Here is a 20,478-nt window from a genome sequence, read left to right on the forward strand (position 1 = left end):
ATGTTGATCAGTGGCGCGCTGGCGTGACCGTTGGTTACCAGATCACGGAAGGCCTGAAGACCCTCGCAACCGTCAACTACACGGACAACGACCGTACGGGCGACGTAACGACCGGCTTCATCCGCCTGCAGCGTGACTTCTAATCTGATCTGACACCACGTCAGTGACGAGGGAACCCGGCTCATCGAGCCGGGTTCTTTTTTGCGTTCAACGCTTCGAAGTGACAGGAAGGCCCTCCCGATGGGCGTCCGTCTGCTTCTTGGGTGAAGGCGCAAAGCCGCCTCTCATGTTACGGGTGCAGACCGAAGCAAGAGGGAAGGGCGCTGCGGCGCGGCTCAATCCAGTTGCGCCAGGAAGGCGCGGATGGCAGCGGCTGCTGGCGCCGTATGAAGCAGCGGCACATGGCCCTGGCCGGTAACGGTCACAAGCTTGGCACGCCCCTCGGCGCGACGGATCATCTCGTCCGCCGTTTCCTGTGAGAGAATGTCGGAGTGCGCGCCGCGCAGCACCAACAGCGGCCGTGCCGCCAGCGCGTCATAATGTGGCCAGGCGCTCGGCAGCGCGGTCTCGGAGGTCAGCGCCTGGAAGGGCGCCATAATGGCCGGATCGAAGTCGGCCATCACCGCGCCGTCACGCTCCGCATGGATCGCCCTTGCCATGTCCGCCCAGTCCGAGTCGCCAAGGGCGGGAAACTGCGCGCCGTACCGTGCCCGCAGCGCCAGTTCCGCCTCCGTGAAATCCTTGAAGACGCGGTGGCCGGAGAGCCCGTCGCGAATGCCAAGAAGTCCCTCGGTTTCGATGACCGGGCCGATATCGTTGAGAACGGCCGCGACGATCTTGTCCGGAGCCGCCGCGGCCAGCGCATGCAAGATGATGCCGCCACGCGAGGTGCCGATGAAGATCGCCTCTGCCAGCGAAAGCCGCTCCATCAACGTTAGCAGGTCCGCCATTTCCTGCGCCACGTTATAACACGTCGGATCGCCATCACGGGCCGAGCGGCCACGTCCCCGGCTGTCGAGAAGAATGACGCGGCGGGGCAGGCTTGCATCAGAGGCGATCTTGCGGCCAATGCCGTCAAAGTCGCGCCCGTTGCGACTCAATCCCGGCAGGCAGATCACCGGGTGGCGCGTCGTTTCCGTTGCCGGGTGGATCTCGCGTGCATAAAGCGAAAGCCCGTCGGCGGCCGAAAAGACGATATCCCGCTCGCTGATCGCCGCCGTCGCATCCATCCGTCTCTCCCCGTCCGAATCGGTTGCCGGCGGCCGCCGAAAGCCTGCCGTCAGCGACCGTGCCGAAGATCGGCGACGATATCGACCGGCTGCCCGAGACGCGCCTTGTAGACCTGATAATTTTCCATCACCCGCTGAACATAGCCGCGTGTTTCGCCAAAGGGAATGCGCTCGATCCAGTCCACGACCTCGTCGATCGGCCGCCCGCGCGGATCGCCATAGCGGTTGATCCATTGGGGAACGCGCCGTGGCCCGGCATTATAGGCGATGAAGGTCAGGATGTAGGAGCCGCCGAAATCGGCGATCTGCTCACCGAGATAATGTGCGCCGAGCGTGGCATTATAGCCGGCATCGCTCGTCAGCTTGTCGGCGGAATAGGCAAGGCCGATCCGGCTCGCAACCCCGCGCGCCGTGCCGGGCAGGATCTGCAACAGGCCGCGCGCATCCGCCCGCGAAATCGCAGCGGGATCGAAGGCGCTTTCCTGCCGGGCGATGGCATAGGCGAGCGCCTTGCCGGCAGCCGATATGTTGGCCGAGGGCGGAATGACGCCGACGGGGAAGGCCAGCGCGGCAACGTCGATGCCACGTCCATAGGCGAGCTTGCCGATCTGCAGCGACAGGGAGTGCGACCGCGTCGTTTCGGCCCGGCTTGCAAGGATGGCCAGCTCGCCGGGACTGTCGATCTGCGTGGCAAGCGCCCGGTAGAGCGCATCGCCCCGCCAGCCGTGCCCGGCCGCTTCCAGGCGGTCGATGGCGCGCACGGCTTCGCGCGCGGCAAAGCGCTGGCGATCGGCCTCGCTCGGGCGCGGATAGGCCACGTTCAACTGTTTCTCGCCAATCCGCGCGGCGGCGAGCTGGCCGTAGAAGGTGGTGGGGTAGGCTGCCGCCTTGCGGAAAAAGGCGCGTGCATCGCCGGGGCCACCGGCTTCCGCCGCCCGGCCGAGCCAGTAATTGGCCCGTGCGATCGAAATCGGCTGGCTGGCTTCGGGCAGCATGGCCGCAAAATGCCGCGCCGCGGTCTTCCCGTCCTTCAGGCCGCGCAGCGCATACCAGCCGGCATGAAACTCCGCGTCGATGATATCCGTGGATCTGAGCGCCACATGCCGCGAGGCGACCCGGTAGGCGCCTACCATGTCGCCCGCATCCATCAGTCCGCGACTGACGATACGCTGTTCGTTCCACCATTCGCCGGGCTCGGTCAGCCCCTTGCGATCGGCAGGCACCGTGGCGAGAAGGGCGGCTGCCCCGGCATAATCTTCCTTCTTGCGCAGGTTCTCGATCCGCACGAAGAGGTAGGCGGGCGAATTTCTCCAGGATGCATCCACGGCTGCAATCAGCTGGTCGGCATTGCCGGCCTTGCGGATCACGGCTGTCCAGGCCCTGTAAAGAGATTGCGCCTGGCCGAGTTCGGAAAAGCGCTTGGCCTGGTCGACCCGGCCGCGATAAAGCAGCATTTCCATGCGGCGGCGGTGATCGTCGGCCTTCAGCAGGCTGCCGAATTCGCTGAGAATGGCGTCTTCACGGTCCTTGGCGAAGCCCTCGCGGTGCCACAGGCCGGCAATCAGCCGCGCTGCCTGCTGTGGCTGTCCGATCGCGACATTGGCACGGGCAAGCGCGATCGTTCCCTCCGTCGTTTCCGGCTGCGAAGCGCCGAAGGCGGCGAGCACATCCTGCGGACTGCCGTTTTCGGCAAGCAGCGCCTTTTCGGAAAGGGCTCTCAACCCCTGAAGTCCCGGCCAGCCGGAAAGCTCGCGCTGCGCTGTGGCAATGAAGCGCGAAGGCACGCCTCTCTGGCCTGACATGGCGATTGCCCAGGTGAGAATATGCCGGTCAAGCCCGTCAGGCAGGCTGTCGCGCACCGCGATCGCATCGAGCGGCTTGCGATTGGAAAGCGCGTCAAGTCCGGACTTCAGGACGCTCGCTGTCGGGCTGATTGGCGCCGGGCTGATCCGTGTCTGTCGATCCGGCTGCGCCTGCGCGCGCGGAATGGAGCCGGTGATATCGCCGGCCGGACCGTTCCCGAGCACCGGATTTCCGGGGCGCAACTTGGGCACGGGCACCAGTGCGTTCGGTTCAAGGGCGTAGCTCGGCACTGCTGTACCAAGTGCCAGCGTCATCACAAGAATGGATGTCAGCCCCGTTCGTCTCATCGTCGTTCCCTTGGGTCGTCCTCGCCGCCTTCAGTCCTGTCGCTCGGTCGTTGACCCTGTCTTTCGCCGCGGCCCGCAAGCTTCGGTCTCGGCCTCGATTTACCGCCCGGAAAGCTTAATCAAGTCTTAAGCTTCGCCATCACGCCGGCCTCATTCTTTCGAGAGCCGAATGCGAGGTAAAACGCACCCGGCCCACCACACTCCGTGCTTGCTGCCGTCAGGTCATATGATTATTGTGCGCCGGATTTTCTACGTTTGGAATAAGGCCAAAGCGGGTTCACGCCCGCGCAACGGCCGCTTCAGGAGTGTCGCATGTTCAAGGGGTCGATTCCCGCTCTCGTAACGCCCTTCACCGAAACGGGTGCGGTGGATGTCGATGCCTTCGTGGCCCATGTCGAATGGCAGATCGGCGAGGGCAGTCACGGCCTCGTGCCGGTCGGAACGACGGGTGAATCCCCGACGCTCTCCCATGATGAGCACAAGCAGGTCGTCGAACTGTGCATCCGCGCCGCCGCCGGCCGCGTTCCCGTCATCGCCGGCGCCGGATCCAACAATACGATCGAGGCGATCGAGCTTGCCCGCCATGCCGAAAAGGCCGGCGCCGACGCCATCCTCGTCGTGACACCCTATTATAACAAGCCGACGCAGAAGGGGCTTTTTGCCCATTATGCAGCGATTGCCGGCGCGGTGAAGCTGCCGATCATCATCTACAATATTCCCGGCCGCTCGGTCGTGGACATGAGCGTCGAGACCATGGCGGCGCTTGCGAAGGCCCATGCGAACATCGTCGGCGTCAAGGATGCCACGGGCAAGATCGAGCGCGTCTCGGAGCAGCGGGGCGCTTGCGGCCCGAACTTCGTCCAGCTCTCCGGCGAGGATGCGACGGCGCTCGGCTTCAACGCCCATGGCGGCGTCGGCTGCATTTCGGTCACGGCCAACGTCGCGCCGCGGCTCTGTGCGCAGTTCCAGGAAGCAACGCTTGCGGGGGATTTCGCCAAGGCGCTGGCCCTTCAGGACACGTTGATGCCGCTTCACAAGGCGATCTTCCTTGAACCGGGGCTGTGCGGGGCCAAATATGCCCTGAACCGCCTCGGCCGGATGAGCCGCACTGTCCGCTCGCCCCTCCTGCCGACGCTCGAACCCTCGACCGAGGCCGCACTGGATGCGGCGCTTCGTCATGCTGGATTGTTGAACTGATGGCACCCAAAGGCAGCGAACGGACGATCAAGAAGATTGTCGCGGAAAACCGCAAGGCCCGCTTCAATTACGAGATCGTCGATACCTACGAGGCCGGTCTCGTGCTGACCGGCACGGAGGTCAAGTCGCTGCGCGAGGGCAAGGCGAACATCGCCGAGTCCTATGCATCGGACGAGGGCGAGGAGATCTGGCTGATCAACTCGCACCTGCCGGAATACCTGCAGGCCAACCGCTTCAATCATGAACCCCGCCGCCGCCGCAAGCTGCTGCTTTCAAAACGCGAGATCAACCGCCTGCGCGTATCGATCAACCGTGAAGGCATGACGCTGGTGCCGCTGAAGATCTACTTCAACGACAAGGGCCGTGCGAAGCTGGAACTGGCACTCGCCAAGGGCAAGAAGCTGCACGACAAGCGCGAGTCCGAGAAGGAACGCGACTGGAATCGTCAGAAGGGCAGGCTGCTGCGCGAACGCGGCTAGGCCAACAGGCCTTTCGCCGGTCCGCCAGCCGGCGCCCCCCCCACGTGAGCGGTTAATCAGAGGGAATGGGTCAGCCGACGCCGGGAGCCACCGGCTCCAGTGCGGGCCGCGGTGCGCGTTCAGAGGGGTCACGACCGATTTCCGGCTTCAGCGACAGAAGATCGATGAAGTGATCGGCCTGGCGGCGTAAGTCGTCGGCGATCATGGGCGGTTGGGTCGCCATTGTGGAGACGACGGAAACCTTCCGCCCCTTGCGCTGCAAGGCTTCCACGAGCGTGGTGAAATCGCCGTCCCCGGAAAAGATCACCATGTGATCCACCGTTTCGGACTGCTCCATTGCATCGATCGCGAGTTCGATGTCCATGTTGCCCTTGACCTTGCGGCGGCCAAGGGAATCGGTGAACTCCTTCGCCGGCTTCGTCACGACCTTGTAGCCATTATAGTCCAGCCAGTCGATCAGCGGGCGGATGGATGAATATTCCTGATCCTCGATAAGGGCCGTATAATAGTAGGCGCGCAGCAGGTAGCCGCGCTTCTGGAAGGCCTTCAGCAACTTGCGATAATCGATGTCGAAGCCGAGGCTTTTGGACGCGGCGTAGAGGTTTGCCCCGTCAATGAACAAGGCAATTTTTTCGCGTGGATCGAACATCCGTCTTCCTGTCGTCTGCGGGGTGCTCTCGATGAATGAGCCTTCAAACTTTAAAACACCCAAAATAAGTCATTATCGAAAAGTGATTTCCGTTTATTGCGTACACTATTTGCGATCACCTTGCACAGGCGCAATCATCAATTTTCCCTAGTCCAATCGTCGGGAACCGCTAAAAATTTTTTGCGTATGCCGAGGCTTGCGGCCTGTCATGATCGCTCCCGCACCATCCGCAGGCCGCTGAAAATGCCCAGGAAATGACGGCTCTGGCCGGTTGCCGGAAGAATGGCTTGAAATTTCCGGCTTTTGCCTGTATCGCCCTGATCAATCATTCGCGACCGGAGCAGACAAGCCGCGTGCCTGCCTGCGGCCGGTCGTTCAGCCGTTCCCTATCTGGCATGCCGCAAGGCACCCGCCAGAGTCGCACAAGGACAGTCCATGGCCCGCGTTACCGTCGAAGATTGCATCGACAAGGTCGACAACCGTTTCGAACTCGTGCTGCTCGCCAGCCACCGCGCCCGCCAGATCTCGCAGGGATCGCCGATCACGATCGACCGCGACAACGACAAGAACCCCGTCGTTGCGCTGCGCGAGATCGCCGACGAGACGCTGTCGCCCGATGATCTCAAGGAAGACCTGATCCATTCGCTGCAGAAGCATGTCGAGGTGGACGAGCCCGAGCCCGATCCGGCTTCGATGATCGCTGCAGCCTCCGCCGCGGCCGAAAGTGCCGAGGACGACGACCAGCCGGAAGCCATGACCTTCGACCGCATGTCGGAAGAAGAGCTGCTGGCCGGCATCGAAGGCCTCGTCCCGCCGGAAAAGAGCGACGACTACTGATTGCGCAGCGCCGGTCGCCCCTGCGGCTGGCACGACATGCACTGATCGGGCGCGCCATTCCCTGCCGGGGCTGGCGCGTTTTGTTTTTGTCTCGCTGCCCGCTTGCGCTCGCGGCGGCCATGGCCAAGATAAGCCAAAGGTATTAGGGGCCTGCGTCGGCTGTGCGGCGCGTGCCGAAGGAGTCCCCCGCGGATGATGCGTCAGTACGAGCTCGTTGAGCGCGTTCAAAAATACAAGCCCGATGTCAACGAGGCTCTGCTCAACAAGGCCTATGTCTATGCCATGCAGAAGCACGGGCAGCAGAAGCGTGCGAGCGGCGACCCCTATATTTCCCATCCGCTGGAAGTGGCCGCGATCCTGACCGAGATGCATCTCGACGAATCGACCATTGCGGTCGCGCTCCTGCACGATACGATCGAGGACACCACGGCGACCCGCGCCGAGATCGATGAACTCTTCGGCGAGGATATCGGCGCTCTCGTCGAGGGCCTGACGAAGATCAAGAAGCTCGACCTCGTCACCAAGAAGGCCAAGCAGGCGGAGAACCTGCGCAAGCTCCTGCTCGCCATTTCCGACGATGTGCGCGTGCTGCTCGTCAAGCTCGCCGATCGCCTGCACAACATGCGCACGCTCGATCACATGTCGCCGGAAAAGCGTGCCCGTATCTCGGAAGAGACGATGGAGATCTATGCGCCGCTCGCCGGCCGCATGGGCATGCAGGACATGCGCGAGGAGCTGGAAAACCTCTCCTTCCGACACATCAACCCCGAAGCCTTCGAAACCGTCACCAAGCGGCTCGACGAGTTGTCTGAGCGCAACCAGGGTCTCATCAAGAAGATCGAGGATGAACTGCGCGAACTGCTGCGGGCCGAGGGGCTTGCAAGCACACAGGTCAAGGGCCGCCAGAAGAAGCCCTATTCGGTCTTCCGAAAGATGCAGTCGAAGTCGCTCTCCTTCGAGCAGCTGTCCGACGTCTGGGGTTTCCGCATCCTCGTCGACGACGTGCCGTCCTGCTACCGCGCGCTCGGCATCGTGCACACCCGCTGGCGTGTCGTGCCGGGGCGCTTCAAGGACTATATCTCCACGCCGAAGCAGAACGATTACCAGTCGATCCATACGACCATCGTCGGCCCGTCGCGCCAGCGCATCGAGTTGCAGATTCGCTCGCGTTACATGCACGAGATCGCCGAATACGGCATCGCCGCCCACACGCTCTACAAGGATGGGGAGAACAAGACGGTCGATGAAGCCGACCGCGAAAAGCCCCAGTCCAACGCTTTTTCCTGGCTGCGCCGCACCATCGAGGCGCTGGCCGAGGGCGATAATCCGGAAGAATTCCTCGAGCACACCAAGCTCGAACTCTTCCAGGACCAGGTCTTCTGTTTCACGCCGAAGGGCCAGTTGATCGCCCTGCCGCGCGGTGCGACGCCCATCGACTTTGCCTATGCCGTTCACACCAATATCGGCGACACCTGCGTCGGTGCCAAGATCAACGGCCGCATCATGCCGCTTGTCACCCGCCTCAACAATGGCGACGAGGTCGAGATCATCCGTTCCGGCATTCAGGTGCCCCCGGCGGCCTGGGAAGAGATCGTCGTGACCGGCAAGGCGCGCGCCGCCATCCGGCGTGCCACGCGCGCTGCCATCCGCAAGCAATATTCCGGTCTCGGACATCGCATCCTGGAGCGGACTTTCGAGCGGTCCGGCAAGACCTTCTCGCGCGAGGCCCTGAAACCCGTCCTGCACCGCCTCGGCCAGAAGGATACGGAAGATGCGATCGCCGCCGTCGGTCGCGGCGAGCTCTCCTCGCTCGACGTCCTGCGCGCCATGTTCCCCGACCACCAGGACGAGCGTGTCACCGTCAAGCGGACCAATACCGAGGGCTGGTTCAACATGCCGAGTGCGGCCGGCATCGCCTTCAAGCTTCCCGATCAGGTGAAGGAGGGCACGGGTCCAAGCGCGCTGCCCATTCGCGGCCTTTCCGGCAATGCCGAGGTCACCTTCTCGCCGAGCGGGGCCGTTCCGGGCGACCGCATCGTCGGCATCATGGAGGAGGGCAAAGGCATCACCATCTATCCGATCCAGTCGCCCAGCCTGCAGATCTTCGAGGACGAGCCGGAGCGCTGGATCGACATGCGCTGGGATCTGGACGAAGCCAACAACACCCGTTTCATGGCCCGCATCGCCATCTCCGCCCTGAACGAGCCCGGTAGCCTTGCCGAGATCGCCCAGGCAATCGCCACCAGCGACGTCAACATCCGTACGCTGTCCATGGGACGGGTCGCTGCCGACTTCAGCGAGTTGCAGTTCGATCTGGAGGTCTGGGACCTACGTCAACTGAGCCACCTGATCGCGCAGTTGCGCGAGTTGCCAAGCATTTCCGGCGTCAAGCGGGTCTTTTCCTGATCGACGCATGGTCTGCCTGCGGCTCCGGTATCCGGGGGAACAGGCGGAACCGGCCATCCATGCCAGAAGCTCTGCAACGCGCAATTGGCGCGGTGTATGGTGGTTGACAAAGGAGTTCATGGGGATGGCAAGCGTTCGCAAGAGAGGCCATGCAAGCACCTTTTTCCCGACTTGGCTGCGGTGTGCCGGCGTGACGGGCGCTCTCCTCGTCGCGGCGGCCAGCCCTGCGGTGGCAGGCGAGGGCGACGAAACTTTCCTGTTCGGCGCACCGCTTGCGCCCGGAAAACTGGCCGCGGCCTGTTTCGAGCGCCGCTACGACGATGCGCATCTCAAAGCCCATCCCCGCCAGAACGTCACCGCCGTCACCGTCCTTGCCACACGCGATGAGTGGCAGGATGCGCCTGTCATCGTCGATCTCTCGCTGTCCTTCCGCAAAGTGTCGGAGCCCGTCCGTCTGTCGGGCGGTTGCACGGCCGTGGACGGCAAGGTCGATCGTCTGGCCTGCGCCATCGAGTGTGACGGTGGCAGTTTCACGCTGGAGCGTGATGCGAACGGCCGTCTCTTCTTCGTTCCCGGTCATGATCTGCATGTGTGCGGCGAAGAGGGCGAAGCCGCCCCGGGCGCCCGTCTTGGCGCGGATGACGATCGGTTTCGTCTCGAGCCCGTGCCGGCAAAGGGCTGCGCGGGCATCACGCCGGGCGACGACATGCGCTTCAAACTGACGCGCAGCCCGCCAGCGCCGTGACCCGTTGAAGGCAAACCTTACCGATTTGCATATCTCGCAGGCAGAATTTGGTGATTTGTTAAGGCGCCATGCGCATGGCGCACATCTGCTGCCGCCAATCGGCGTTGGTGTAATCGGTGTCACGTCCCTATATTCTGGCTCGGGAGGTAACCGAAAGAGGCTACCATGTTTGACCAGCTGAAGAAGATCCGCCGCGCTCTCCGCGTACCGTCGCCTGAAGAACGCGAGCTTGCCTACCTGAACGGCGCCACCGATCGCATCGATCTGGAATACCGCCAGCGTCAGGTCGACCGCGGCATGTTCCGCCACACGTTCTGATCAGAGCGATTGAAATGGCGAAAGCCTGCCATGCGCTGCGTGCATGGCGGGGCCGCGTCAAGAAAAGTCTGTACGCTTCCGTCGGGCGCCATGAAGGTGTCTGTGATAGCGGCAGATGAAGGGAAGGGCGCTTGCGCGCTTCCTCTGACGATTGAGCGCGGCCGAACGGGTCGCGACCGGTGGATGCCGCAGTCATTGCAGACGCATCACCTTTATACGCGAATGAACGTGATCGCAGACATCTCGATATTGCCGAGGGTCTGGTCAGTGCCCCCGAGCCGGCCTATGTCTGGCCTTCCGAAGCATCATCCTCCCACATGCATTCGGCAGGTAAGGCGAACAGGCCCGGCGGGCGGGGACGAGTGGCAGCATGATCATCGGCATCGGCAGCGATCTCATCGATATCAGGCGCATCGAGAATTCTCTCGAACGCTTCGGCGAGCGTTTCACGCACCGCTGCTTTACCGAGACGGAAATCCGCAAATCCGAGGCCCGCAAGAACCGGGCCGCCTCCTATGCGAAGCGTTTCGCTGCCAAGGAGGCCTGCTCCAAGGCGCTGGGCACCGGCCTTTCGCAGGGCGTCTTCTGGCGCGACATGGGCGTCGTGAACCTGCCGGGCGGCAAGCCCACCATGGTGTTGACCGGCGGGGCAGCGGCGCGCCTTGCGGCCATGACCCCGGAAAATCACGTCAGCCGCATTCATCTGACCATCACAGACGACTTTCCCCTCGCGCAGGCCTTCGTGATAATTGAGGCGCTGCCCGTTGCTCCGGCCGAAGGAAGCAGTTAGAGCAAAAACAACTTGGCGGACCCCAAGGGCCGAGAGGCGCCCGTCCGCATCGGGTGTTTCGCACATCCGCCCATTTCACGAAGGAAGCGACGAGCGTGACAGAGAAGACGCAAGCCAAGCAGAGCGGTCTGTGGGAAAATGTGAAGGTCATCGTGCAGGCCCTGCTGCTGGCCGTGGTCATCCGCACGCTGCTGTTCCAGCCCTTCACCATTCCCTCGGGCTCGATGATGCCGACGCTGCTGGTCGGCGACTACATCTTCGTCAACAAGTTCGCCTACGGCTATTCGAAGTATTCGCTGCCCTTTTCGCCGGACATCTTCTCCGGGCGCCTCTTCGGTTCCGAGCCCAAGCGCGGCGACATCGTCGTCTTCCGCTTCCCGCCGAACCCGGACATCGACTACATCAAGCGCGTCGTCGGCCTGCCGGGCGACCGTGTGCAGGTGCGCGACAGCATCCTCTACATCAACGACCAGCCGGTTCCGCGCGTCGCCGACGGCATGTTCCGTGCCGATGACCAGTATGATACCGGCGCCGACGTTCCCGTCTTCAAGGAAACGCTCGATGACGGCGTCTCCTTCGACACGCTCGACCAATATCCGGACAGCCGCGGCGACAACACGCGCGAATTCCTCGTTCCCGCCGGCCATTACTTCATGATGGGCGACAACCGCGACAATTCCGCCGACAGCCGCTTCGATGTCGGCTTCGTCCCGGCCGAGAACCTGGTTGGCCGCGCCAGCCTGATCTTCTTCTCGCTGGGCGGCGGCACCTCGTTCCGCGAAATCTGGAAGTGGCCGGCGAACCTGCGCTACGACCGCATCTTCAAGGCTGTCGAATGAAGAAGCCGCGGCCGCCGATCGCGGAGGTTCGCGCCGCCGTCGAGGCGCTGGTCGGTTATGAGTTCGCCGACAAGGAGCGCCTCGACCGGGCGCTCACCCATTCGAGCGCCAAGCCCCAGAAGGGCTCCAACTACGAACGCATGGAATTTCTGGGCGACCGGGTGCTTGGCCTCGTGATCGCCGAACTGCTCTTCCGCAGCTACGGCCAGGCGCGTGAAGGGGAGCTGTCCGTGCGCTTCAACCAGCTCGTCAGTGCTGAAACCTGCGCCGAGGTCTCCGACGATCTCGGCCTGCACGCCTTCATCCGCACCGGCGCCGATGTGAAGAAGCTGACCGGCAAGGCCATGCTCAATGTGCGCGCCGATGTGGTGGAATCGCTGATCGCCGCCATCTATCTCGACGGCGGCATGGAGGCGGCCCGCACCTTCGTCCTCAAGATGTGGTCGGACAAGGCCCTGAAAGCCGGCAATGCCCGCCGCGACGCCAAGACCGAGCTGCAGGAGTGGACGCATGCGAAATTCGCCACCACGCCGCGATACCGCATCGACGATCGCAGCGGCCCGGACCACGATCCCGTCTTCACCGTGACGGTCGAGATCGATGGCATCGCGCCGGAAACCGGAACCGATCGCTCCCGCCGCGCCGCCGAACAGCAGGCGGCGACGAAGCTTCTGGAGCGCGAAGGCGTCTGGAAAGCCGGAGCCTGAACCGCTTTGAATGCATTGGCCACCGCCGCCCGTCGCCGCAATGATGCGTGCGTCCCGCGCGCCGGCCTGATAAGATGGATCCCATGACCGAAAACACCGAAATCTCCGGCGCCAGCGATGCGCCGACTCGCTCCGGCTTCGTCGCGCTGATCGGCGCCACCAATGCCGGCAAGTCCACCCTCGTCAACCATCTGGTCGGCGCCAAGGTGTCGATCGTCAGCCACAAGGTGCAGACGACCCGCGCCATCGTGCGCGGCATCGCGATCCACGACAACGCCCAGATCGTCTTCATGGACACGCCCGGCATCTTCAAGCCGCGCCGCCGCCTCGATCGCGCCATGGTGACCACCGCCTGGGGCGGGGCCAAGGATGCCGATGTCATCCTGCTCCTCATCGACAGCGAACGCGCGCTCACCGGCGATGTCCAGCAGATCCTCGAGGGCCTCAAGGAGGTCAAGCAGCCGAAGATTCTTGCGCTGAACAAGATCGACCGCGTGCGCCCCGAAGACCTCCTGAAACTCGCCGCCGCCGCCAACGAGGCCGTCGCCTTCGAGCGCACCTTCATGATCTCGGCCACCACCGGTTCGGGATGCAAGGACCTCATGGACTACCTCGCCGCCAAGCTGCCCGAAGGACCCTGGTATTATCCGGAAGACCAGATCTCCGATCTTCCCATGCGCCAACTCGCCGCCGAAATCACCCGTGAAAAACTCTTCCTGCGCCTCCACCAGGAGCTTCCCTATTCCTCCCACGTCGAGACGGAGAAGTGGGAAGAGCGCAAGGACGGCTCGGTGCGCATCGAGCAGGTCATCTATGTCGAACGCGACAGCCAGAAGAAGATCGCCCTCGGCAAGAACGGCGAGGCCATCAAGTCGATCTCCATGGCCTCCCGCCGCGAAATCTCCGACATCCTTGAACAACCCGTCCACCTCTTCCTCTTCGTGAAGGTGCGCGAAAACTGGGGCGACGACCCGGAACGCTTCCGCGAAATGGGGCTGGACTTCCCGACGGGCTGAGGGCGTTGCAAGGGCCTGCATGAAAGATTATCTTTCGTTCAGGCCAGACAACACACACGCAGCGTTAGGAGAGCGACATGGTAGGTGCAATCCGCAATGCCCGCGAGACGCGGCCGTCTTCCGGCGACAGCAAGCTTCAGGCATCCGCGAAGTCGTCCGTCGCGTCTGCAGGTTGCGCGGACGACGACGACTATACCGACATGTCGCTGGCGACGTGGAAGGCTTCTCTCGACAAGGACGTCGAGGAGCGATTCGGACCGACGCCCGATGAGCTTGTGCCCACGGGCAAAGCCGGTTGGTGATGATTGCCGACCCTTCGGCCCGAAGATTTGTTCGACCTGGAAGCGATCGGCCTGCCGGTCGCTTTTGACATTGTGTGGTGCAAATATCCCTACAGTGAGCATGGAGCCGAGCCGGGACCTGCGGCTCGCCCCTGCCTCGTTCGTCAATCTTTCACGCGGCGAACCGTCATCGAGGGGCGGGACCACATGGTCGGCTACGTCGATGTTGTCCACGGCACCAAGCAGATCGACAAGTTCCCGCCGCCGCGCGGTTTTCATGTGGAGGATGCAGCCGAGAAAGCGGTCTGCGGTCTCACGGTGGATACTGTCTTCGATCTTGGCGATCACAGAATTCTCCCCTGGTCTCCGCACTACTTCTCCACGCAGTCTCGTCGTGGTCCGGTCGGCGGTCGAATGACGGAAGCCATGCAGGCCCGGCTGAGAGCGCAAGCCTTGCTTCTGGTGCGGTAAGCCGGTCTCCTTATCCCGCCACCGTCCGCTTTCCCTGAACGGACTGTCGCTGCCTCCCCGTCTTTCGTGAACAATCCCGCCATGCCACAAGCGGTGCGAAGCCCCTGCGGGGTGCCGTTCACGGGAGCAAATCCATGCCGCAACTGGTCGATGGCAAGTGGGAGAAGGGTGATGTGGCCGCCAGCGAGATGAAGGGCGGGGCCTTTCATCGCGAGCCGACGCGCTTTCGCGACTGGATCACGCCGGATGGCAGCGCCGGCCCGGACGGCGCGCGCGGCCTGCCGGCGGAGAAGGGGCGCTACAAGCTCTTCGTCTCCTATCTTTGTCCCTGGGCTTCGCGCACGCTGATCATGCGTGTGCTGAAAGGGCTGGAAGATGTCGTCGGCCTCGCCGTATCGCTCCCGCACCTTGGCGAAAACGGCTGGGAATATGAAAAGCCGGTCGATGCCGGCCCGCGCGTGGGCAATATCCGCTACCAGCATGAACTTTATACGGCATCCGACGACCACTATACCGGCAAGGTCTCCGTGCCCGTGCTCTGGGACATGCAGGAAGGCCGCATCGTCAACAACGAGTCGGCCGATATCCTGCGCATCCTCAACACCGCCTTCGATGCCATCACCGGCAATCGCCGCGATCTCTATCCAGAAGGCCTGCGCCAAACGATCGATGCATGGAATGCGCCCATCTACGACAAGGTCAACAATGGCGTCTACCGCGCGGGCTTCGCCAAAACGCAAAGCGCCTATGAGGCCGCCGTCACCGATGTCTTTGCCATGCTCGACCGGCTGGAAGCGCATCTTTCAGAAAACCGCTATCTCGCCGGCGACACCTTCACCGAGGCCGATATCCGCCTCTTCGTGACGTTGATCCGCTTCGATGCCGCCTATCACGGCGCCTTCAAGTGCAACATCCGGCATCTCACCGATTACCCCGCACTCTCCGGTTACATGCGCGAGATCTACCAGTGGCCGGGCCTGTCGCAGACGGTGCGCATCGATCACATCAAGCGCGGCTATTACGGCATCGCGCACATAAACCCGACGCAGATCGTGCCGCTCGGGCCGGAGCAGGATTTGGACGCACCGCATGGCCGCGATCACCTGCTGTCGCGCGGTATTTTCGAACGCACTGATTGATGGCGGCTTGCTGTCGGTAAGAACTGCCCTACATTGGCGAACGTGTCCGACAGCCGCGATGACCATCGCTCGCGGCCGGACCTTCCATCCCTCCCGCCCGTCAGAGACAGGATCCCGCCATGTTTCAATGCACCGGTTACGCTGCCGAAGCGCCCGACAAGCCGCTCGCGCCCTTTACTTTCTCCCGTCGCGATCCCGGCCCGACCGATGTCGCGATCGAAATCCTCTATTGCGGCGTCTGCCACTCCGACCTGCACACCGTGCGCGGCGAGTGGGAAGGCAGCCTCTATCCCTCGCTGCCGGGCCACGAGATCGTCGGCCGCGTGACGGCGGTCGGCGCCGAGGTTACCCGCTTCAAGGTTGGCGACATGGCCGCCGTCGGCTGCATGGTTGACAGCTGTCAGACCTGCGACAGCTGCGGCGAGGGCCTGGAGCAGTATTGCGAAAACGGCTTCACCGGCACCTATAACAGCCCGGACAAGATTTCCGGCGGCCACACCTATGGCGGCTATTCCAGCCATATCGTCGTGACCGAGCATTTCGTGCTGCACCTGCCGGAGAACCTCGATCCCGCCGCCGCCGCCCCGCTGCTCTGTGCCGGCGTCACCACTTGGTCGCCGCTGCGCCACTGGGGTGCCGGTCCCGGCAAGAGCGTCGGCGTCGTCGGCCTCGGGGGCCTCGGCCATATGGCAGTCAAGCTCGCCAAGGCGCTCGGCGCCCATGTTGTGATGTTCACCACCTCCGCCTCCAAGGTCGAGGACGCCAAGCGCCTCGGTGCCGATGAGGTGGTGCTCTCCACCGATGCAGACGCCATGGCCAAGCGCTATGCCAGCCTCGATCTCATCATCGATGCGGTCGCCGCCCAGCACGACATCAACGCCTATCTCAACCTGCTGAAGCGCGACGCCACGCTGGTGCAGGTCGGCGCGCCGGAAAAGCCCCTGGCGACCGGCGTCTTCAACCTGATCTTCAAGCGCCGCAACTTCGCGGGCTCGCTGATCGGTGGCATTGCTGAAACGCAGGAAATGCTCGACTTCTGCGGCAAGAACAACATCACCGCCGACATCGAGATCATCCCGATCGACAAGATCGAGGAGGCCTATGCCCGCATGCTGAAGAGCGACATCAAGTATCGCTTCGTCATCGACATGGCGAGCCTGCCGAAGGCAGCCTAAAGCAGGCCTGTCTTTGGGCTTGCGCCTCCATCTCCGCCGTCATCCTCGGGCTTGACCCGAGGATCCATTTCCTCAAGCTTTTACAAGGGGATATGGATGCTCGGGTCAAGCCCGAGCATGACGGGGAGCACGGTTCTGCCCTATTGGACGACCTCCTACACCCACCCCGCCTGTGGATGCCACCTCTGCCTCGCCTTGGCCATGATCGGCTGACCCTTTATGGTCCGCCCGATTCACGCCCCGAGGAAGACGACCATGAAGAGACCGCCCCTGCCGATCGCCGCCATCATCGCCGGCGAGATCAACGCCAGACCCCAGCAGGTGACGGCGGCCGTCGAGCTTCTGGATGGCGGCGCGACCGTTCCCTTCATCGCCCGCTACCGCAAGGAAGTGACGGAAGGGCTCGATGACACGCAGCTGCGCACGCTCGCCGAACGCCTGGCCTATCTGCGCGACCTCGAATCCCGCCGCGCCGCTATCCTCGAGTCGATCCGCGGGCAGGGGAAGCTGACGGACGAACTGGAAGACAAAATCGCCGCCGTCACCACCAAGGCAGAGCTCGAAGACCTCTACCTGCCCTACAAGCCCAAGCGCCGCACCAAGGCCGAGATCGCCCGCGAGCGGGGCCTTGGCCCCCTTGCCGAAGCGCTGCTTGCCGACCGGAGCCTGGTGCCGGCGACGAAGGCTGCGGAGTTCGTCACCGCCGAGGTGCCGGATGTGAAGGCCGCGCTCGAAGGCGCCCGCGACATCGTCGCCGAAGGCATTGGCGAGAATGCCGACCTGCTCGGCCGCCTGCGCGCCCATATGCGCGAGGTGGCGATGCTGCGCTCGCGCGTCGTGGATGGCAAGAAGGAGGCCGGCGCCAAGTTCTCCGACTATTTCGACCACACCGAACGCTGGGCGACCACCGCCGGCCACCGCGCGCTCGCCATGCTGCGCGGCTGGAACGAGGAGGTGCTGAGCGTCGATATCACCGTGGACGAGGGCGATACGAGCCCTGTGAAGCCCGTCGAGCGTATCATCGCCGCAAGCCTCGCCATCGGCAACGGCCCTGCCGACAAATGGCTGATGGAGGTTATCGGCTGGACCTGGCGCGTCAAGCTCTCCATGTCGCTCTCGCTCGACCTGATGCGCGAACTGCGCGAGCGAGCCGAAGAAGAGGCGATCCGCGTCTTTGCCCGTAATCTCAAGGATCTGCTGCTGGCCGCCCCCGCCGGTTCGCGCCCCACCATGGGCCTCGATCCCGGCATCCGTACCGGCGTCAAGGTTGCCGTGGTCGACGGTACCGGCAAGTTGCTGGAGACGACCACCGTCTATCCCTTCCCGCCGAAGAACGACATTCGCGGCACGCAGGCCGAGCTGGCGAGCCTGATCCGCAAGCATGGTGTGGAATTGATCGCCATCGGCAACGGCACCGGCAGCCGCGAGACGGAAAAGCTGGTCGCGGACATGCTCGCAGCCTTCCCGGCGGCCAGCGCCAAGCCCACCAAGGTCATCGTCTCCGAGGCCGGCGCCTCCGTCTATTCCGCCTCGGAAACGGCAGCCGCCGAATTCCCGAACCTCGACGTCTCCCTGCGCGGTGCCGTCTCGATCGCGCGCCGCCTCCAGGATCCGCTTGCCGAACTGGTGAAGATCGAGCCAAAATCGATCGGCGTCGGCCAGTACCAGCACGATGTCGACCAGGGCAAGCTCGGCCGCTCGCTGGATGGCGTCGTGGAAGACGCGGTGAACGCCGTCGGCGTCGATCTCAACACGGCATCCGCCCCGCTGCTCTCGCGCGTCTCCGGCCTTGGCAAGACGACGGCTGAGGCGATCGTCGTCTACCGCGATACCAATGGCGCTTTCGCCAGCCGGCAGGAGCTCCTCAAGGTGCCGCGCCTCGGCGCCCGCACCTTCGAGCAATGTGCCGGCTTCCTGCGCATCCCGAACGGCAAGGAGCCGCTCGACGCCTCCTCGGTGCACCCGGAAGCCTATGGCGTGGCGAAGAAGATCGTCGCCGCCTGCGGCCGGGATCTTCGCGCCCTGATGGGGGACACGGCGGCGCTGAAGAAGCTCGACCCGAAGCTTTTCGTGGACGATCGCTTCGGCCTGCCGACGGTGAAGGACATCCTTTCCGAACTCGAAAAGCCCGGCCGTGACCCGCGCCCGAGCTTCAAGACCGCGACCTTTGCGGACGGCGTGGATGACATCAAGGACCTCAAGGTCGGCATGCTGCTCGAAGGCACCGTCACCAACGTCGCCGCCTTCGGCGCCTTCGTCGATATCGGCGTCCACCAGGACGGCCTCGTCCATGTCTCACAGTTGGCGGACCGGTTCGTGAAGGACCCGCACGAGGTGGTGAAGGCCGGCGACGTGGTGAAGGTTCGCGTCACCGAAGTCGATGTCCCCCGCAAGCGCATCGGCCTCTCCATGCGCTCCAGCGCCTCGGCCGGCAATGACGCCCCGCCAACGCGCGACAACCGCGAGCGGGACCGTCGTTCGTCCGGCCCCGCCAAGGCCAGCCCGCCGCCCGCCAAGGGCGGCAACGCGGCCGGGCAGGGGGCGCTCGGCGCAGCGCTGATGGAGGCGTTGAAGCGGAAGTGAGGGGTGGGGCGAGGGTTCCATGCTCTTGCCGCGCGGAACCGCTGTGCGTCATCGGACCGTCGGGGGATCACCCCACCCGCCGCTTTGCGGCGACCTCCCCCTCAAGGGGAGGTGGGGTCGCCGCGGCAAGTGCCGCACCAACTCGCCCGGCCCTGAGAGTGAGGGAGAGAGAGACGGCACTCGCGGCATCCTCCCACCCGCCCCTTGAGGGGGCGGGTCGGCGCTGGCGCCGGGGTGGGGTGACCTTTGGGCACGACGTCAGATGTTAAACACGACGTTCGGCATGGCACCCTTGTCCAAATCCCGCAACGCTTCGAGAGGGCTCAGGCGCGGCGGACTCCGCACCCCGACACCATCTGCCCTCTACAGCCTCAACTCCCCGCGATGCGCCTCATACCACTCCACAAACGCCCGGATCCCCGTCTCCAGTCCCGTCTCCGGCTTGCGGCCCGTCAGCGCCACAAGGAGATCCGGCGCCGCAAAGGTGCGCGGCACGTCGCCGGTCTGCATGGGCAGCATCTTGCGCAGCGCCGGGCGGCCCATGATGCGCTCGATGGTCTCGACGAAATCGAGAAGGCCCACCGGCTGGCCGCCGCCGATATTGACGAGGCGGAACGGGCCCTGGGTCGAGAGCGTGTCGATCTCGGGAACGCGGGTCTCTTCCGTGGGCAGGATGGCGGAGAGGTCGATGATGGAGGTGACGAGGTCGTCGATATAGGTGAAGTCGCGGCTCATCTTGCCCTCACCGTAGATCTCGATCTCGGTGCCCTCGATCATCGCTTTCACGAATTTGAAGAGCGCCATGTCCGGCCGGCCCCAGGGGCCGTAGACGGTGAAGAAGCGAAAAGCGGTCGTGGGGATGCGGTAGATGTGAGCGTAGGAATGCGCCATCATCTCCATGCTCTTCTTCGTCGCGGCATAAAAGGTCAGCGGCTCGTCGGCCTTGTCGCTTTCGCGGAAGGGGATCGAGGGGCTGGCGCCGTAGATGGACGAGGTGGAGGCGAGCAGCAGGTGCCCGGCGCCGACATCGCGCACGGCATCCAGAATGTGCCAGGAGCCGACCAGATTGGCCGTCAGGTATGATTTCGGATTTTCGATGCTGTAGCGCACACCGGCCTGGGCGGCGAGATGCACCACGACGTCGGGCTTGAAGTCCTTCATCGCGCCGTGGACGGCGGAAAAATCCTCCAGCATCGCTTCGACGAAACGGAAGCGCGGAAACTGTGCCAACGCTGCATTGCGCCCGTGCTTCAGGTGGAGATTGTAATAATCCGTCATCCCGTCGAAGCCGAGCACGTCATGCCCGTTTTCGAGCAGGGTGCGGGCGAGGTGAAAGCCGATGAAGCCGGCGGTTCCGGTGATGAAGTAGCGCATGGGGTCTGCCTTTCCTTGCCTCTCCGGTATCGGCTCGGCTGCGAATTGCAAGGGCGTCGGCGCTTTGAAATCGGCTTTTTACCCCAAACACGC

The 20,478-nt window shown here is 63.7% G+C and carries 20 protein-coding genes; 16 read left to right on the plus strand and 4 right to left on the minus strand.

Features of this window, described 5'->3' with window-relative positions:
* A partial coding sequence (locus F3H41_RS21455; RefSeq protein WP_244616106.1) for a porin occupies positions 1-143 on the plus strand: 143 nt, incomplete at its 5' end.
* Between the two features lie 192 nt (positions 144-335).
* Here the strand turns inward: F3H41_RS21455 and F3H41_RS00010 are convergent.
* The gene (locus tag F3H41_RS00010) at positions 336-1,229 is read right to left on the minus strand and encodes an alpha/beta hydrolase (protein WP_149736551.1); all 894 of its coding nucleotides are present in this window, start codon (positions 1,227-1,229) and stop codon (positions 336-338) included.
* A gap of 50 nt (positions 1,230-1,279) precedes the next feature.
* The gene (locus F3H41_RS00015; protein WP_244616107.1) at positions 1,280-3,346 is read right to left on the minus strand and encodes a lytic transglycosylase domain-containing protein; all 2,067 of its coding nucleotides are present in this window, start codon (positions 3,344-3,346) and stop codon (positions 1,280-1,282) included.
* 345 nt (positions 3,347-3,691) lie between these two features.
* Here F3H41_RS00015 and dapA point away from each other — a divergent pair, with 345 nt between their 5' ends.
* Positions 3,692-4,576: a 4-hydroxy-tetrahydrodipicolinate synthase gene (dapA, locus tag F3H41_RS00020; RefSeq protein WP_149736553.1), complete on the plus strand. Its 885-nt coding sequence runs from the start codon at positions 3,692-3,694 to the stop codon at positions 4,574-4,576.
* A complete protein-coding gene (gene smpB / locus F3H41_RS00025) occupies positions 4,576-5,055 on the plus strand; it encodes an SsrA-binding protein SmpB (protein ID WP_149736554.1) in 480 nt (159 codons plus the stop codon). The genes dapA and smpB overlap by 1 nt, the downstream gene beginning before the upstream one ends.
* A 70-nt stretch (positions 5,056-5,125) precedes the next feature.
* Here the strand turns inward: smpB and F3H41_RS00030 are convergent, their stop codons facing one another.
* The gene (locus F3H41_RS00030) at positions 5,126-5,704 is read right to left on the minus strand and encodes an NYN domain-containing protein (RefSeq protein WP_149736555.1); all 579 of its coding nucleotides are present in this window, start codon (positions 5,702-5,704) and stop codon (positions 5,126-5,128) included.
* A 435-nt stretch (positions 5,705-6,139) separates the two neighbouring features.
* Between F3H41_RS00030 and rpoZ the strand changes: the two genes are divergently transcribed.
* From rpoZ to F3H41_RS00095, 13 genes are all read left to right on the plus strand, one after another.
* Positions 6,140-6,541, plus strand: coding sequence for a DNA-directed RNA polymerase subunit omega (gene rpoZ / locus F3H41_RS00035; protein WP_149736556.1), 402 nt, complete (start codon positions 6,140-6,142; stop codon positions 6,539-6,541).
* Positions 6,542-6,733: 192 nt separating this feature from the next.
* Positions 6,734-8,947, plus strand: coding sequence for a bifunctional (p)ppGpp synthetase/guanosine-3',5'-bis(diphosphate) 3'-pyrophosphohydrolase (locus F3H41_RS00040; RefSeq protein ID WP_149736557.1), 2,214 nt, complete (start codon positions 6,734-6,736; stop codon positions 8,945-8,947).
* A gap of 190 nt (positions 8,948-9,137) precedes the next feature.
* Positions 9,138-9,692 carry a hypothetical protein gene (locus F3H41_RS00045; RefSeq protein WP_149736558.1) on the plus strand — a complete coding sequence of 185 codons (555 nt, stop codon included), beginning with the start codon at positions 9,138-9,140 and terminating at the stop codon, positions 9,690-9,692.
* A 165-nt stretch (positions 9,693-9,857) separates the two neighbouring features.
* Positions 9,858-10,010, plus strand: coding sequence for a DUF3563 family protein (locus F3H41_RS00050; protein ID WP_149736559.1), 153 nt, complete (start codon positions 9,858-9,860; stop codon positions 10,008-10,010).
* Positions 10,011-10,380: 370 nt separating this feature from the next.
* On the plus strand, positions 10,381-10,800 hold the full coding sequence (gene acpS, locus F3H41_RS00055; RefSeq protein ID WP_149736560.1) for a holo-ACP synthase: 420 nt from the start codon (positions 10,381-10,383) through the stop codon (positions 10,798-10,800).
* Positions 10,801-10,895: 95 nt separating this feature from the next.
* On the plus strand, positions 10,896-11,639 hold the full coding sequence (gene lepB / locus F3H41_RS00060) for a signal peptidase I (RefSeq protein ID WP_149736561.1): 744 nt from the start codon (positions 10,896-10,898) through the stop codon (positions 11,637-11,639).
* Positions 11,636-12,346: a ribonuclease III gene (rnc, locus tag F3H41_RS00065; RefSeq protein ID WP_149736562.1), complete on the plus strand. Its 711-nt coding sequence runs from the start codon at positions 11,636-11,638 to the stop codon at positions 12,344-12,346. Before lepB ends, rnc begins: the two co-directional genes overlap by 4 nt.
* Before the next feature lie 74 nt (positions 12,347-12,420).
* On the plus strand, positions 12,421-13,362 hold the full coding sequence (gene era, locus F3H41_RS00070; RefSeq protein ID WP_149736563.1) for a GTPase Era: 942 nt from the start codon (positions 12,421-12,423) through the stop codon (positions 13,360-13,362).
* Between the two features lie 77 nt (positions 13,363-13,439).
* Positions 13,440-13,664 (plus strand): hypothetical protein, encoded by a 225-nt coding sequence (locus F3H41_RS00075; protein ID WP_149736564.1) that lies wholly within the window; start codon positions 13,440-13,442, stop codon positions 13,662-13,664.
* A gap of 186 nt (positions 13,665-13,850) precedes the next feature.
* Positions 13,851-14,114, plus strand: coding sequence for a hypothetical protein (locus F3H41_RS00080; protein ID WP_149736565.1), 264 nt, complete (start codon positions 13,851-13,853; stop codon positions 14,112-14,114).
* A gap of 134 nt (positions 14,115-14,248) precedes the next feature.
* Positions 14,249-15,253 carry a glutathione S-transferase family protein gene (locus F3H41_RS00085; protein WP_149736566.1) on the plus strand — a complete coding sequence of 335 codons (1,005 nt, stop codon included), beginning with the start codon at positions 14,249-14,251 and terminating at the stop codon, positions 15,251-15,253.
* Positions 15,254-15,372: 119 nt separating this feature from the next.
* Positions 15,373-16,428, plus strand: a complete 1,056-nt coding sequence (locus tag F3H41_RS00090) for an NAD(P)-dependent alcohol dehydrogenase (RefSeq protein ID WP_149736567.1) — start codon at positions 15,373-15,375, stop codon at positions 16,426-16,428.
* Positions 16,429-16,683: 255 nt separating this feature from the next.
* Entirely contained in the window at positions 16,684-19,011 is a 2,328-nt protein-coding gene (locus F3H41_RS00095; RefSeq protein WP_149736568.1) for a Tex family protein, read from the plus strand.
* 363 nt (positions 19,012-19,374) lie between these two features.
* On the opposite strand, the gene F3H41_RS00100 is transcribed toward F3H41_RS00095, so the two are convergent.
* Positions 19,375-20,385, minus strand: coding sequence for an NAD-dependent epimerase/dehydratase family protein (locus F3H41_RS00100; RefSeq protein WP_149736569.1), 1,011 nt, complete (start codon positions 20,383-20,385; stop codon positions 19,375-19,377).
* Positions 20,386-20,478: the final 93 nt, after the last annotated feature.

It is taken from the genome of Rhizobium sp. RU20A, from assembly GCF_900155885.1.
GTDB lineage: Bacteria > Pseudomonadota > Alphaproteobacteria > Rhizobiales > Rhizobiaceae > RU20A.